Genomic DNA, 15224 nt, shown 5'->3' on the forward strand with positions numbered 1-15224 from the left:
TTACTTCCCCTCCAGTAAATAGGAGACCAATTTATCCATTGCTATGGATGTTTGTTCACCTGTTTCCATCTGTTTGATTTGAATTTGATTATTAGCCAATTCTTCTTCACCTAAAATCACTACATAACGTGCATTTAGGCGATTTGCCGTTTTCAGTTGTGCTTTTAATTTGCGATCTAAGTAGTCACGTTCTGCCTTTAAACCAGCCTTGCGAAGTTCTCCCAAAATACGAACAGAAGCTTTTTTTGCTTCTTCCCCCATAGAAACAAGAAAGCAATCAAGCGGGGCCGCTGTTGGAATAGACACATTTTGCTGTTTTAAAGCAAGCAATACTCGCTCCAAACCAATTCCAAAACCTATCCCCGAAACTTCTGGGCCACCAAGTTCTTTTACCAAGCCATTGTAGCGACCACCGCCACCGATGGTACTCGCCTGTGCCCCCAGTTCCTCTACCATGTACTCAAATGCAGTCTGTGTATAGTAATCCAAGCCTCGAACCAATCGATTGTTCACATCATACGGCACTTGAAGTTCTTCTAAATAAAATTTGACTTGCTCCAGATTTTCCATACTTTCTTTGTCAAGAAAATCCAAGATAGAAGGAGCCTCTGTTGCGATCTCTTGTGTCCGTTTATGTTTACTGTCTAATATTCTCATCGGATTGCGATAAAGTCGTGACTTTGCATCCGTGTCTAATTCAGCTTCAAAAGGCGTGAAGTACTCGATCAGCTTCTCAAAATATTTCGCACGAATTTCAGGATTTCCAACATTGTTTATTCCAACACGTACACCCTCGATTCCAAGCGAACGATAGAACTCAAGTCCAAGAGAAATAACTTCTGCGTCTATTGCTGGATCATCACTGCCAAACACTTCTACGCCAAACTGGTGAAACTGGCGATACCTTCCTGCTTGTGGACGCTCATAACGAAACATAGGACCAAAGTAATACCATTTTGTCGGCTGCAATTCTGCGTATACTTTATTCTCCACAAAAGAACGAACAACACCTGCTGTTCCTTCTGGACGAAGAGTCAAAGATCGATTTTTTCGATCTGTGAAACTATACATTTCTTTCTCCACAATATCGGTTGTTTCCCCAACCCCTCGTTCATATAGAGCAGTTTCCTCGAAGATTGGGGTTCGTATTTCTTCGTAAGCATATCTTTCACATAACTGTCTTGCGATTTTCTCAAGGTAATGCCAAGTAACCACCTCGTTTGGCAAGATATCATATGTACCGCGTGGAATACCCATGTTGCAAACCTCCTTTTAGTAGAATGAATGAAATTAAAAAATCTCCCGCCACTGACCTAATTGTCAGGGACGAGAGATTGGTAAACAATCTTTTAAAAACCCGTGGTACCACCCTAATTGAAAACAGATAAAAAGTTTTCCACTCTTATCCATTATCGCTGGAGAAGCGTCTAGCTCTACTTCCATTTATGGTTTCGCACTAGAACCTCTGGGTGTCTTTCATCGAATCGTCACTGGAGAACTTTACAGCCTATGAGTTCCCCTCTCTTTTGTTCGTTGTTCGATTACTATTCCCATCATTGGTGGTAAGTATGTAGTTGAATGAATTAGTGCGATGAAGTAAGTATGTGAAACAAAGTATTATCTTTGTTTGTTTAAGATTATATGAAGATTATGTTGCAGTGTCAAGCAAATCCGAGCGATAAATTTACAATGTAAACGTTATTAAGTTTGTCTATTATGTGTCTAAATAATTTCATTTGTGAAACCGCTAACATTTTTATTAAAATCCACTTGTGCTACAATATTTCCGAGCAAATGAAAATCGAAGGTGAGAGATAAAGATGAAACTATTTTTGATGCTGGGTAGTATTTTAATGGCACTTGCCGTAGCAATTGGTGCATTCGGAGCTCATGGTCTGACAGGAAAAGTTACCGAAAAAATGCTGGCGAATTGGCAAACTGGCGCACATTATCATATTGTGCATGCACTAGCAATCATCATCATCGGATTGACGATTGCAAAATTTGGTAATAGCGGACTGCTTACCACTGCTGGATGGTTGATCGTTGTAGGGATATTATTCTTCTCAGGAAGTTTGTATGTGATGGTACTGACAAATGTAAAAGTACTTGGGGCGATCACTCCAATCGGGGGAGTTGCCTTTATTGGAGGTTGGATTTGTTACGCAGTGGCAGTTTCAAAATTAATCCCGTAGCTGGAATTGAATTTTTATAATATACATAGTATAATCATGCAAAGGATTCGCTTTCTAGAGAAAGAATGAGAGATACAAAATGGCTCTGCTTAACATCACCTTGGATCTGTATGTTGATTCCTTCAACGAATGGCTGGACCATAATGAGATCCCCTTCTTCATCACCCCACAGACGGTGAGAAATTGTTTGGAAGAAGTGTGCTATCCGGGTGAAAGGTTGAATTTCAGGCTTACATCTGTGTCCCTTTATCAAAAAAAGACTATTTTGGTAGTGACTCTTATCGGAGAAAAAAATGGTAAGGTCACGGGGACAAAAAAGTGGATTCTCAACGTAGAGCCCCATAAGATTCAAATCATTGCTGAAACCTTCTCCTCAAAGGGAAAATGCGTTTCCACTCGTAACGTATCCTATGTAAAGGATAAGTTTACATATCAGGAGTTCGCTTCGATTTGGAGTTGGTAAGAGCTGAAAAAGTGCCTAGTTTGTGTGTGAAAGACACAGACTAGGCACTCGTTCGTTTTGTATAAAAATTCACATTTGCATAAATGCTAGTTCACTACCTTATATTAACTTTTGGTGTTATATATTGTATTCTGTATTGTTTATCGCTATAAATCCCTTTTATTCAAGAGCTTTATTTTTAATTTAACTTTTCCAATAGGAATAACCTATTTTAACAAAGCCTTTACATCAATCCCATCGATTCTCATGCTACAATAACCTTACATCGTTCATATAGTAGAAAGAAGAAAACGGTGAATCAAACCCAATTCCTCGATGCAGGTGTACAAGCAATCAATCAATGGCTACAAATTCAAGGTAGTAGACTAAAAATCACTGCTGAAACCTTCGCGCGAAACCTCCAGTATCAAGCTGGTAAACCGGGAGAAGTAGTAGAATTAACTGAATTTTCGGTACGAGTCAAGGACGCATCTACTCTTCAAGTAACTGCGAAGGGTCGACGAAAGGGAAAGGTATTCGTGACCAAATTCTGGTCTATCCAGACGTCTGGAAACAAGTTAAAAAATCTTTGTAGCACACGTATCTATAATCAGAAATGGCAAAAAGAAACAAAGACCATTCACAATCTAAAAGACATTGTTTGGTGATTTAACATAACTCCACCCGGCTTAGATACAAAGCCGGGTCCTAATTTTTCTAATATTAATTTTTTGTAAAATTAATCATCAAAAAACAAAATACTCTCCCCTAGATAAATTACTTTTCCTCCAACTCGAATTACCAAATTTCAACAACATTATACCGATAGAAAAATATAATCTTAACAATCCTTTTACATAAATATTACAAAAACTCATGTTATAATGCTCCCAACACCGTAAGAAACCATCCATATAGAGAAAGGTACAACGGTGACTATTACTGCTAGCGATGCAGCGCAGCTCCAGAAGTTCTTCGAGGACAACGAGATCGAGCTCACTGGTCTGGAGTCTGGTGAACAGCTCACCGCAAAGCATCTGAAGGCATTCGAAACAGAAATCACCTACAACTACAAAGGTAGCAAGATCATCCTGAGTGGTCCGACTTTCGAACACGTAGACAAGAGTACTTTTCAGGTCTATGCCGTGTATCAGGTGGGTGATACCATTCTGGTGAAGCGAGTGTGGGAACTGAAGGCGTCAAAGAATGGACGAGTCACTCTCTGTACTCGTACTGCTGACCCCTACAAGTATCCGCAGAATCCGGACGTGGACTTCCAGAACCGCTATGACACGTTCCCGGTCAAACTGATCGGTTACAAATGGGCTAAGTAACACGAGTCCATAGGTGCTCGACTATGTTTAGATACATAGCCGAGCACCACTGCTTTCCAAACCAAACACACAGAAAGAGAAGACCGTGCGTGATTTTGCAACTTTTTGCCGAGAAGAGACAGAGACTGTCCGCGGCTGGTTTGCATCTCATCACTTCCCCTTTTCTATTTCGGAAAAGGACTTGGAAGTCTTTAGTCAAAATCTTTCGTATGACAAGGTAGTACTCGATCAGTTTTCGATCACAACCACAGAAAATCTGCTTGAAATCAAGGCAGTTTCCGCCGGTCCCATCGCCACCAAGACATGGAGCATCCAGAAGATCAAGGATGTTGTGTATATTTTTTGTACGCTGACCTGCTATGGACAGAAGCCGCTCAAAGTGGCCTCCAAGGTTCAGATGCAGAAGCATATTACCCTTTCTGATCTTGGTCACGGTTGGTAATACGTTCGGTACAATAAACACCCTGTTCTCTTTTATGAGAACAGGGTGTCGTCATTTTGTTTGGTTCAACTATTCAGCCATGCCTTCATTTTATTTGTAAAGTATGATAGATAATAGATAAAGGCCTCTATTTCAATTGGAAGTTATCATGAAGCCACAAGAAATATGGAAGGCGTTAACGAGACCAAATACGGTCCAAAAAGCCCATGCAGTGGTACTTCACTATCAAGGGAAGGCGGAGCTTAGTCGGGAAGATTTGCAGGCATATCTGAAAGATATTGATGATGCGATAAAGCATCAAATCAATCCAGCCAATCCTGATGCTGTGATAAGACATGTCAAGCAAATTTACATCCGAAACAGAGCTCTCCTCCGGCGACACAACATCTGCTGGGGCTGACAATAGTGCCAAGTCAAAAACGACTTGGCACTGCTCATTTTACAATGTTAAAATAAGAAGTCTTGTTTTCTATAGAGAAAGAGTGAAACAGTGAATCTCTTTGATGAACTGAACCAATGGCTCACAGAACATCATATTTCTGTCAAGGTAACGCCGGAGTTGGCAAAAGCTTTGAAAAAGAATGGGTCTTTCGACCATCTCACTTATTCAAAACAGAAAAATCGTTTTGAGATTCAAGGAGGCAAGCGGTGGGTCGCGGAAGTGGAACACGGTGAAGTTACCTTCACTTGTTTCCGAAACACTTCACACTGCTCTCGACCTGTTCCCATCCCCTATATCTCAGAAGACGATATTTTCCATGAGTGGATAATGGTCTAATTAGCTGCCCTGCTAACGAAAAGTTTAGCAGGGCGGTTCGCGTTTTTCAAAGAAGTATTATTTTACATTTAATAGATTTTATTGTATTCAAAAAAAATTACAAAAAAACTTTCAAACTTACAGTGATTTCCTATATAATTATTTTCGTAAGTGTTTTCGAGTGGTTAGGAAAAGCAATGTCTAACAATTACATCCTAAAGGCTAAGAAGCTTTTGAACTGTTCTTCCAACAAAAACTGCCGTCATCAGATGGGAGAACACGAAGTTTGGCGAAACGAAATCCTAACTGCTTATCAAAACAACAGTAAGAACAGTTCCATAGCCACAGCATATCAGATACTTGTACAGGCTGGAATTGTAAAGTAAAAACGAAAAATTTAATTCTTCTTTAACAGAAGAATGATCACGCCTAGTCGATGAAATGACTAGGCGTGACTTCATATTCACAGGTATTTTCAACATTGGAATATTACGATATAATTTTCTTGTCAGGTCCCATACTAGAGACAAAGGACCCAACATGAGTGAACTCGAGAACAAGGCAAGAAAGATCGCTCAGGCGATCGTGGAGGGTTCGCGGTCTAAGGCATCTCCAGCAGATATCCGGAAGTGGTCAGACGAGATCTTTGCCGCTTATCAAAAGAATCCAGATTCACCTGAGGTCAAGGAGTGCCAGCGCATCCTCTCAGGTCCTGTCGAGAGGCACATCAAGCCTCTTATGCCGTTCTTGGAGGTTTTCTGTGGCATGAAGCGCAGGTAACCTCCTAGAAACAAGAAGTGCCCGATCTTGATTATAAGATCGGGCACTCCTCATTATTGATTCTAAAGCAATTTTTCTAACTGCTCAACCACATTATCCACATTAAATCCAAACTTCTCTAGCAATAAGTTCCCAGGAGCTGATGCACCAAAATGATCGATCCCGATCACAGTCCCTTTATCTCCAACGTATTTATCCCAACCCATCGGATGAGCTGCTTCAATAGCAACTCTCGCTGAAAGATGAGATGGGATGATGCTTTCTTTTTCAGCTTTGGTTAACTGATCAAAGTTTTCACGGCAAGGCATGCTCACAACTCGTACATGTATTCCTTTGTCCGCTAACACTTTTTGTGCTTTTACAGCTAAGCTCACTTCAGAGCCAGTCGCGATCAATACCCCTTTTTCTTCACCTGCAGCAGGAGAAACAACGTAAGCACCTTGCTTTACTATTTCACCTTTTTTGCCAACTGTCCCAGCTAGCACTGGTAGGTTTTGTCTGCTTAAGATCAAAGCAACTGGATGATCTTGGGATTTCAATGCATACTCCCAGGCTGCTACCGTTTCATTGGCATCTGCAGGGCGTACTACTTTTAATCCTGGGATCAAACGTAGTGATGGGATGTGCTCAACAGGTTCATGGGTAGGACCATCTTCCCCAACCGCAACACTGTCATGGGTAAATACATACGTCACTGGCAATTGGGATAAAGCTGCAAGACGGATCGAAGGACGCAGGTAATCAGAGAATACCAAGAATGTTGCACCAAATACATGCAGTCCTCCATGTAAGGCCATCCCATTTAAAGCAGCACCCATCGCGTGTTCCCGAACTCCAAACCAAATATTGCGTCCAGCATAATCTTCCGCACCAAAAGCAGGATAATCCTTCATTTCCGTGCTATTGGAAGAAGCTAGGTCAGCAGAACCACCAAAAAGTGTGGGGACTTCTTTTGCTAATACTTGCAAAGTTTTACCGGAGGCAGCACGAGTAGCGATCCCTTTTTCATCGGCTTCAAATGTCGGTAGATGTTTTTCCCAATCCGTAAGTAATTCTCTAGAAAATGCTTGCTTTAGTTGATTTGCTTCAATTGGATATTTTTTTGCATAGTTAGCAAACAAGTTATTCCATTCATCTTCCGCTTTACCCAATTCTTTTACAATTGAGGAAAAGTTATCAGCAGCCTCACTTGGAACATGGAAAGGTGACTCATTTGTCCAATCATATGCTTGACGAACTCCAGCAATTTCATCTGCACCTAGTGGTTTCCCGTGAGCTTCGGATGTACCTGCACGATTTGGACTACCGAAACCAATCACCGTACGAACTTCAATCAATGTTGGTTTCGAAGTATCTTGCTTTGCTTCTGTTATCGCTCTATTGATGGCAGCAATATCGTTTCCATCTTCTACATGGAGCACTTGCCATCCATTGGCTTCAAAGCGTTTCGACGTTTGTTCAGAGAATGATTTTGACAAATCACCATCCAAAGATATGCTATTGGAATCGTATAACATGATTAATTTACCAAGTTGCAAATGACCTGCTAGAGAAGCTGCTTCTTGGGCAATACCCTCCATCAAGTCTCCATCACCGCATAATGCATATGTAAAATGGTCGATCACTTCATATCCTTCACGATTGTATGTTGCAGCTAAATGACGTTCCGCCATTGCTACCCCTACAGCATTTGCGATACCTTGACCTAGTGGTCCTGTAGTAGCTTCTACCCCTACAGTATGTTTTACTTCTGGATGCCCAGGAGTTAAACTTCCCCATTGACGAAAATTTTTAAGATCATCTATTGTCAGTCCATATTCGAATAAATGAAGCAAGCTATACAACAATGCAGAACCATGTCCTGCGGATAAAATAAAGCGATCACGATTGTACCAATCAGGGTTTGCTGGGTTATGTTTTAACTGCTTTGCCCACAACGTATATGCCATAGGAGCTGCACCCATTGGTAAACCAGGATGTCCTGAATTTGCTTGTTCAATTTGGTCAATGGACAACATTCTTATTGTATTTATCGAGAGTTGATCGATTGTCATAAAAAAAATCCTCCTTTTTCTCATTTCTCATTATAGCACGGGGAACGACAAACTATCCAAAAACAGGGTCACAGGACCGTCATTTACTAACTGGACATCCATCATTGCTCCAAACTTACCTGTCTCAACCTGTAACTCTTTTGAACGAAGTACTTCATTCCATTTTTTATAAAGGGACACTGCTTCCTCAGGTTTAGCTGCTGCCATAAAATTTGGTCGTCTACCTTTGCGACAATCACCATATAAGGTAAATTGCGAAACAGAGAGAATACTTCCTTTGACATCTTTTAATGATTGATTCATTTTTCCTTCTGCGTCTTCGAATATTCGCAGATGAATAATTTTTTCTGCCAAATATGCGATTTCTTTCTCACTATCTCCCTCAGTAAAGCCAACAAATAAAAGGAGCCCATGATCAATGGCTCCTACAACATTCCCTTCTACTGTAACACTTGCATTTTTTACTCTTTGTAACAAAACTCGCACACGAAATCATCCTTGTCCAATCGTTCTTTGTACACTATAAATATCACGAACGCTTTTTACCCTCTCCACAACAGATCGAAGATGATGGATATTACGGATCGCAACCGTCAATTGGATACTTGCAAAACCTTTTGGATGTACTTTTGCATTCACATTAATGTAATTTGCTTTGGTATCATTCACAGCTTGGAGTACATCATTTAATAGTCCAAGTCGATCATATCCGGATACTTCGATATCTACTTGGTAAGATTTAGCTGGTTCGCCTTCCCACTCTACTTCTACTCTTCTATCCAATTCTACACTTTGTAAATTAGGACAATCAACTCGGTGAATTGACACTCCTCTGCCTCTCGTAACAAATCCACCTATTTCCTCACCAGGTACTGGATGGCAACAACGAGAGAGCCTGACTAAAACATTTTCCACCCCAATAACACGTACCCCAACATCCAAACGGCGACGACGAGGGGGGGCTGTTTTGGATTCTGGAACGATAGCAGGCAACTCTTCTCGCATACCAGTAGTCAAACGATGCACAACCTGAGCTGTCGAAATTCCACCATATCCAACTGCTGCTAACATTTCATCTGCATTTGGAAAATTAAATCGCTTGCAGACTTCTGTCATCTTCTCTGATTTCATCGCCTCATTGATATCATAATCATGCTTTTTGAGAAGTGCTTCCACCATTTCTTTCCCTTTGGTGATACTTTCTTCTCTTCGCTGTGTTTTAAACCAACTTCTTATCTTATTGCGCGCATGGGAAGTTTTAACCAATTTTAACCAATCTTGACTGGGACCATAACTATGTTTGGATGTAAGAACTTGTACTTTATCTCCAGTTTGCAGTTTATAATCCAATGGGACAATATTCCCATTCACCTTTGCCCCTACACATTTATTTCCAACCTCTGTGTGAATTCGATAAGCAAAATCAAGCGGCACCGCACCAGCTGGCAATTCAATTACATCCGTTTTCGGTGTAAATACAAAAACGGTATCCGTAAACCAATCCATTTTCAAGCTTTCTACAAATTCTTCTGCATCACGGGATTCTGATTGCAACTCCATCATTTCCCGAAACCATTTCAACTTATCTGAGAAAGTTTGTTGTGGTTTTCCCGTTGCTGGTGCACCTTCTTTATAAGCCCAGTGTGCTGCGATTCCATATTCTGCAATCCGGTGCATCTCCATCGTTCGAATTTGAACCTCAATTGGTTCCCCTTTTGGACCTAAAACAGTTGTATGAAGAGACTGATACATATTTGTTTTTGGCATTGCTATATAATCTTTAAAACGCCCTGGCATTGGTTTCCACATGGTGTGGATCATACCTAATACAGCGTAGCAATCTCGAACAGAGTTTACAATTACACGAACAGCCATCAGATCGTAAATCTCATGGAATTGTTTGTGCTGTGTTTTCATCTTCCGATATATACTGTAAATATGTTTTGGTCGACCAGAAATATCTTCTACATTCAGATCCATCTCTTCGAATTTATCGTACAATGTTTGGATGATTTCGCCCAAAAACTCTTCCCGTTCCGTCCGTTTTTTCTTCATCATGGAAACAATTTTATAGTACTGTTGAGGATTTAAATAACGAAGCGAACGATCTTCTAACTCCCACTTGATTTTGGATATTCCCAGTCGATGAGCCAAGGGAGCAAATATTTCTAACGTTTCTTCTGCTTTTTTTCTCTGTTTTTCTTCTGGCAAATGTTGAAGTGTTCGCAAATTATGGAGTCGATCCGCGAGTTTGCAGAGTACAACTCGCACATCTTTTGCCATAGCGATAAACATCTTTCGATAGTTTTCCGCTTGGTGCTCAGCATTAGAACGAAATTTAAATTCTTTTTTTAACTTGGTCAGACCATCTACCATTGATGCTACTGTCTCGCCAAATTCCTCATTTATTTGAGCAAGAGTAACCCCTGTATCTTCCACTACATCATGTAGCAAACCCGCAATTAAGGTAGCTGTATCCATGTGTAAATCCATCAGTATCTCGGTAACTGCAATCGGATGCAATATATATGGCTCGCCTGATTTACGCAGTTGCCCATCATGTGCTTTTTCTGCATATTGATAAGCTTTTTCAAGTTTCACTATATCTTCTGGAGGGAGATAAGTAGCAGCTTTTTGAAACAGCTCTTGAACTAGTACCATCAATTTCACCACTTACCCAAAAATGTTTTAACGAATATTATCCTACAAACATTTAAAAATGTAAATACAAACCATACCGTACTCGCAAATGGAATTCTCAACTATTTTCTTGTTTGTCTTTTTTTGTCCCATCCATGCTACCGAGTCGACGTCGTAAATTGAAATAAAGGATAGACAACAAGATCCCATCTATCGTTATCAAGGAATTGGTGAGATATTCCTTAGTCATAAACATTAAAATTAGCCCTACTACTACACTACCATACCCCGCTATTTGAAAAGAAAGTATCAAGATCCTCCATACTTTTTGCAGATAAGCTTTAAATACGAATTCTGCATTATTAAAAAGCTCCATAAACAATAGACCTACGACTCCGACCATCCAAAGAAAAAAAGAAGCTATAAAAATACGGGCAAATCCACCAATAAATGCAAATAAAAAATCAGATAACCATTGCACGGGGCTACTCTCCTTACTATCACATTTTTACTACTCCATTATGTTCTTAGCCTAATTCTTTTGCAAGGTGCATAGTTTTTCTTTGCTGTGAAATGTTAACGCATATTGGAGGTGAGAGTATGAATCCGGATGAAAAAGCAGTGAACAAAAAGAAACAGAATGAAACTGATACTGAGTTTTCAGCAGAATTAACGGGAGAAGATCATGCTGTAAAAAAAGTACAAAATGCACTTTTTGAAATGTATAGCCAAGCAGGAGATTCTAATAAAGAAAAAGAATAATAATTTCAATAGAAATAGTCCCTATCAAGGGACTTTTCTACTTCATTTACAAAAAAATTACAAATTTTGTATCCATATAGGGATGAGGGAACAGCAAAAATGGAAGACGAAAGCATCTATGATAGTTTTGGTGGTGAAAAAACCATTGCAGCAATCGTACATGAGTTTCACCATCTTTTAGTGACAGATGAAAAATTAGCACACTATTTCCAAGATGTGAATTTAAACCATTTACGAATCGGCCAAATGACTTTGCTTATCATCTATCTTTTCGGGGGCCCAAACCGTTACCATGGTAAAAATATGAGAGAAATTCATAAAGGTCTTTATATCTCTTCGGAAGCATACGAGCGAGCAGTAACTCATTTTAAAAAAGCAATGAAAAAATATAATACACCTATTCGCCTAATGGCAAAAGTCGAGGCCTTACTCCGCGGTGTAAAGCCTCACATCGTTATGAAATAAGAGAAACAGCATGATAGGTCTGTCGCAGCTGATTTAATTGCTCCATCTCTCTTGTATGGCAGGTACATAGCAAGATTTGATGAGTTTGAGATAGTTTTCCTATTAAGGGAAGAATCGATGCTAAGCGATCGCTGTCATAGTATACAAAACAATCATCTAGTAAGATTGGAAGCTGCTGATTGGATTCAGATGAAATGTACTGTACAATGGACATCTTTAAAGCAAAAACCATCTGCATAAGGGTACCCGTACTCAATTGATCGATCTTTTCTTTTCTTCCGGTTTCTGGAATCCTTGCACTTAAACCATCTCCTGTAAAATCAGCAAAAAGACAATCATATCTTTTATTCGTTACGGTCCTAATCCATGACGACGAGATTTGTTGCAAAATGGGAGCAACATTACCTTGCCTACTGCGGTAAGCTTCTTGTAATACTTCTTGAGCAACACGAATAGCTTCTTTCTCTTCTTTCACTCTCTCGAGTTCGCTACTCACTCGCTCCCATTCCATATGAAGCTGTTCTATTTCTTTCAATCGACTCTCTAATTCCTGTAAGCTGTTCTGTTTCTCCCCTATCTGCATGCTGTTTAATTGCATCGACTTGTGTACTGTTTCTCTAGAGAGCACAAGGCTTTCACTATCTACTTGTTTATCTGTAATATCACAAAAAGCTCCTTTATATTTTGTGATTAATTCCCTTTTTCCATCTTCCCATTTCTGGCGCAGGTACTTCCCCTCTCCCTTCTTCAAAATAGGTTGTTCTCGAGTTAATGAGTCTAATTCCCACTCTATCTTTTCCACTTGTTGTGTTTGATCCCACCATTTTCGAATAATAGATGGATCATTTGTTCCAACTCTCTGTTGCCACCATTCTAAACGTTCCTTGCAAACTTTATGTTCCAATTGGTATTGTTCCAATAATTTTCGATTTGTCTGGATACTCCATAACCTGCTCTGATTATAATGTTTTCGATTCCATTCCTGTATCACTTTTGAAACCGTATATAGAAAAAAAGTTGTGGTACCTAAAACAAAACCCAATATAGTGGAATAAAATAGGCTGCTGCCCGTAAGGAATAACGCGATATATGTTAGAAACGGATAGACTGGCTTCCACCAAGGTAAAGTAGGAGGAGACATCTGCTCTTCCTCATGAATCTGGTGTTCCAGTTGAGCAATGCGTTTTTCAAATGTCTGATGCTGGTAATGCAGCCCATTGCATTCTTCTAAATCTTCCATCTGCATACGAAATGGAGGTTCTAACAGCTTTTTCTTTTCTTCTAACTGATAGATCTTATCTTGTAATGCAATTTGCTTTCGATTTGCTACTTCCCATTCTTCTAATGCTGCATTTATCTTATCCAATCGATACCACTCTGCTTTGCATTGCAATGCAATTGATATTCGCTGATGCTGTACCGACAATACCTGATATTCTTGTTCCAATTGCTCTTTTTCTCTCCATAATTTCTGTAAATCAACCCGAGTCTGAAGACATTCTGCTTGGGTTTCCTGTTCTTTTTCCAATTCTTCACTTAATTTCTGTTGTTTTTCGATTAACATGCCAAACGGCTTTTGCTTCGCATTCTCTGTTTTTCCCATTTCATTTAACTGTTCGTCTAGATAACCCAAAACAGAAGTCAATTCCACTTCATCACCTTGGTCAAGAAGACTATTTAATTTTTCTGTTAATTTTAACTGCCATTTCTTTTCTTGTTTATAGGATAGAGACCCTGTATCTGAATAGGATGCTATGTATGCAGTACGTTGAAATAATTCCCCTGATAAACCTAACTGCGTTTCTATTATCTTTCTTTCTTTTCTTTGATCAAAGGAAAAGTGATGGTGTAACTCCTCACCAGTTAATCGATTCCATAATTGTTCCTGCTCTCTTCCCTTTATTAAGTTACGAACAAGCCGATAGGAAGTATTTTGGAGTGTATAGTCAATCTCACCTCCATACTGTTGTGCAATCCATGGGCGATATCCAGAATACCAATCCGCTTCTCTTCTTACTCGCCTTCCTTCTTGTACACCTCCATACATCAAAGCAAAAATCCCTTGCAACAAAGTCGATTTTCCAGATTCATTTGGTGCTTGAATTACATTTAACCCAGGTTGAAATTGTATCGTTTGATCTTGAAAACGACCGAAGCCTTGAAAATGAACACGCTCAATGATCATTGAATGATCGCCTCTCTCTCCATCGCATCGATACCTTTATACAAAGCTGCTTGTAACATTCTTTTTCTCTTTTTATCCGTCTCTTGTGCAATACGCCGTTCCATCAACTTAACAAATGTTCCTATTAAATTTTGTTGGGTCCGTAACTGCTTTAGATCATAATCAGGTGTTGTCCAATCTTCTAAAGCGATCCGTGTATAAATAGGAGATAACCTCGATTCCAACTTTCGCAGCCAATTTTTATCGTCTGTACCTATCGAGGATCTTCCCGTTAGCTGGATTGTAATGTAATCTTCTGCTAGTTTATTTATCGCAGCTTGTATACATTGCTCAACACGATTGAGTGTCAAACTATCTGAAATGTCTATTTCTACTTGTTCATACTTACGAGTGTGTATGGGAATCGATTCAAGAAATACCCCTTTTTCATCCATTTTTCCATATGTTATAAAACGCTCCCCAGTCTCTTTCCAGCTTCTTGCTTCTGGAGAACCGGGGTAGTGTACAATTGTACCTTTGTTGTTTTTCAAACAATAAGTTTGTCTTTTATGAATGTGACCAAGCGCTACATAATCAACTTCATGTTCCATCAACTGGTCTTCTAATATTGGAAAATAAATCGATTGATCTTCTTTAAAATCTCCATGTACGACATATAAACGATAAGTTGTATCATGGATGGGGGAAGGAAGAGAACTTTCCCGATCTGAAAAATCAGCAAAACCCCTTCCAGATATAGATAGGTCATATTCCGGGAAATAAAGTGTTTCCCACCTATCTGAGAATATATAAACATTTTCCGGCCACTCTTCATGTTGGTAGACAGAATCCACTCGATATGGATCATGGTTTCCTGGACTGATAAAAACTCGCGTTTGAGGAATTCGTTCCAATTGGGTAAGAACATACTGATATAGGCTAGTAGTAACAAAACCATGCTCCAAAAAATCTCCAGCTATTAATAAAAAGGGAACTGATGACTCTTCCACAAAGGTTATAATCCGCTGAAAGGTTTGCAAATACTCTTCTTGCCTTATCCATACGTCTTTCTTACTCCATTTCCAACCCTTGACCGGTTCTCCTAAATGCAAATCAGCAGTATGTACAAAAGAAATTTTTTGCATAACTCCTCCTATGTATGATTTCTTTTATTCAAACAAACGATAAG

At 39.6% G+C, this 15224-nt stretch carries 16 protein-coding genes and 1 other annotated feature; of the genes, 9 read left to right on the forward strand and 7 right to left on the reverse strand.

All coding sequences use genetic code 11. The annotated features are described in order from the left end of the window. Positions 1 to 1257 carry a histidine--tRNA ligase gene (hisS, locus tag GSM42_RS11645; RefSeq protein WP_160801710.1) on the reverse strand — a complete coding sequence of 419 codons (1257 nt, stop codon included), beginning with the start codon at positions 1255 to 1257 and terminating at the stop codon, positions 1 to 3. A 62-nt stretch (positions 1258 to 1319) separates the two neighbouring features. Next, positions 1320 to 1566, reverse strand: a binding site (T-box leader). A 254-nt stretch (positions 1567 to 1820) separates the two neighbouring features. Between hisS and GSM42_RS11650 the strand changes: the two genes are divergently transcribed. From GSM42_RS11650 to GSM42_RS11680, 7 genes are all read left to right on the forward strand, one after another. After that, complete coding sequence (locus GSM42_RS11650) at positions 1821 to 2195, forward strand: DUF423 domain-containing protein (RefSeq protein WP_160801711.1); 375 nt, start codon at positions 1821 to 1823, stop codon at positions 2193 to 2195. Between the two features lie 756 nt (positions 2196 to 2951). Continuing rightward, positions 2952 to 3305, forward strand: a complete 354-nt coding sequence (locus tag GSM42_RS11655) for a hypothetical protein (RefSeq protein ID WP_160801712.1) — start codon at positions 2952 to 2954, stop codon at positions 3303 to 3305. A gap of 264 nt (positions 3306 to 3569) precedes the next feature. Further along, positions 3570 to 3971 (forward strand): hypothetical protein, encoded by a 402-nt coding sequence (locus GSM42_RS11660; RefSeq protein WP_160801713.1) that lies wholly within the window; start codon positions 3570 to 3572, stop codon positions 3969 to 3971. Between the two features lie 85 nt (positions 3972 to 4056). Further along, positions 4057 to 4413 (forward strand): hypothetical protein, encoded by a 357-nt coding sequence (locus tag GSM42_RS11665; protein ID WP_160801714.1) that lies wholly within the window; start codon positions 4057 to 4059, stop codon positions 4411 to 4413. A 148-nt stretch (positions 4414 to 4561) separates the two neighbouring features. After that, positions 4562 to 4813, forward strand: a complete 252-nt coding sequence (locus GSM42_RS11670; protein ID WP_160801715.1) for a hypothetical protein — start codon at positions 4562 to 4564, stop codon at positions 4811 to 4813. Between the two features lie 90 nt (positions 4814 to 4903). Then, positions 4904 to 5191, forward strand: coding sequence for a hypothetical protein (locus GSM42_RS11675; RefSeq protein WP_160801716.1), 288 nt, complete (start codon positions 4904 to 4906; stop codon positions 5189 to 5191). 519 nt (positions 5192 to 5710) lie between these two features. Then, on the forward strand, positions 5711 to 5950 hold the full coding sequence (locus GSM42_RS11680) for a hypothetical protein (protein WP_160801717.1): 240 nt from the start codon (positions 5711 to 5713) through the stop codon (positions 5948 to 5950). 62 nt (positions 5951 to 6012) lie between these two features. On the opposite strand, the gene tkt is transcribed toward GSM42_RS11680, so the two are convergent. The 4 genes from tkt to GSM42_RS11700 form a co-directional block, all read right to left on the reverse strand. Beyond that, entirely contained in the window at positions 6013 to 8004 is a 1992-nt protein-coding gene (gene tkt / locus GSM42_RS11685; RefSeq protein WP_160801718.1) for a transketolase, read from the reverse strand. Between the two features lie 30 nt (positions 8005 to 8034). Further along, positions 8035 to 8490 (reverse strand): D-aminoacyl-tRNA deacylase, encoded by a 456-nt coding sequence (gene dtd / locus GSM42_RS11690; protein ID WP_160801719.1) that lies wholly within the window; start codon positions 8488 to 8490, stop codon positions 8035 to 8037. Between the two features lie 6 nt (positions 8491 to 8496). Next, positions 8497 to 10665 carry a RelA/SpoT family protein gene (locus GSM42_RS11695; protein ID WP_160801720.1) on the reverse strand — a complete coding sequence of 723 codons (2169 nt, stop codon included), beginning with the start codon at positions 10663 to 10665 and terminating at the stop codon, positions 8497 to 8499. Positions 10666 to 10762: 97 nt separating this feature from the next. Next, positions 10763 to 11125, reverse strand: a complete 363-nt coding sequence (locus GSM42_RS11700; RefSeq protein ID WP_160801721.1) for a hypothetical protein — start codon at positions 11123 to 11125, stop codon at positions 10763 to 10765. Between the two features lie 119 nt (positions 11126 to 11244). Between GSM42_RS11700 and GSM42_RS11705 the strand changes: the two genes are divergently transcribed. Further along, complete coding sequence (locus tag GSM42_RS11705) at positions 11245 to 11406, forward strand: hypothetical protein (protein WP_160801722.1); 162 nt, start codon at positions 11245 to 11247, stop codon at positions 11404 to 11406. Between the two features lie 99 nt (positions 11407 to 11505). Further along, positions 11506 to 11871 (forward strand): group I truncated hemoglobin, encoded by a 366-nt coding sequence (locus GSM42_RS11710; protein WP_160801723.1) that lies wholly within the window; start codon positions 11506 to 11508, stop codon positions 11869 to 11871. Here GSM42_RS11710 and GSM42_RS11715 read toward each other — a convergent pair. Together GSM42_RS11715 and GSM42_RS11720 are read right to left on the reverse strand one after the other, a co-directional pair. Next, on the reverse strand, positions 11861 to 14056 hold the full coding sequence (locus GSM42_RS11715) for an ATP-binding protein (RefSeq protein WP_160801724.1): 2196 nt from the start codon (positions 14054 to 14056) through the stop codon (positions 11861 to 11863). The two genes, GSM42_RS11710 and GSM42_RS11715, sit on opposite strands and share 11 nt — an antisense overlap. Beyond that, positions 14053 to 15180: a metallophosphoesterase family protein gene (locus tag GSM42_RS11720; RefSeq protein WP_160801725.1), complete on the reverse strand. Its 1128-nt coding sequence runs from the start codon at positions 15178 to 15180 to the stop codon at positions 14053 to 14055. Before GSM42_RS11720 ends, GSM42_RS11715 begins: the two co-directional genes overlap by 4 nt. Positions 15181 to 15224 lie beyond the last annotated feature (44 nt).

It is taken from the genome of Shimazuella alba, from assembly GCF_009831235.1.
GTDB lineage: Bacteria > Bacillota > Bacilli > Thermoactinomycetales > Thermoactinomycetaceae > Shimazuella > Shimazuella alba.

Coding starts and splice junctions, on each gene's coding strand:
- GSM42_RS11680 (WP_160801717.1), top strand. CDS start 5,711: ATGAGTGAACTCGAGAACAAGGCAAGAAAGATCGCTCAGGCGATCGTG.
- GSM42_RS11720 (WP_160801725.1), bottom strand. CDS start 15,180: ATGCAAAAAATTTCTTTTGTACATACTGCTGATTTGCATTTAGGAGAA.
- GSM42_RS11710 (WP_160801723.1), top strand. CDS start 11,506: ATGGAAGACGAAAGCATCTATGATAGTTTTGGTGGTGAAAAAACCATT.
- GSM42_RS11650 (WP_160801711.1), top strand. CDS start 1,821: ATGAAACTATTTTTGATGCTGGGTAGTATTTTAATGGCACTTGCCGTA.
- GSM42_RS11695 (WP_160801720.1), bottom strand. CDS start 10,665: ATGGTACTAGTTCAAGAGCTGTTTCAAAAAGCTGCTACTTATCTCCCT.
- GSM42_RS11670 (WP_160801715.1), top strand. CDS start 4,562: ATGAAGCCACAAGAAATATGGAAGGCGTTAACGAGACCAAATACGGTC.
- GSM42_RS11715 (WP_160801724.1), bottom strand. CDS start 14,056: ATGATCATTGAGCGTGTTCATTTTCAAGGCTTCGGTCGTTTTCAAGAT.
- GSM42_RS11705 (WP_160801722.1), top strand. CDS start 11,245: ATGAATCCGGATGAAAAAGCAGTGAACAAAAAGAAACAGAATGAAACT.
- tkt (WP_160801718.1), bottom strand. CDS start 8,004: ATGACAATCGATCAACTCTCGATAAATACAATAAGAATGTTGTCCATT.
- hisS (WP_160801710.1), bottom strand. CDS start 1,257: ATGGGTATTCCACGCGGTACATATGATATCTTGCCAAACGAGGTGGTT.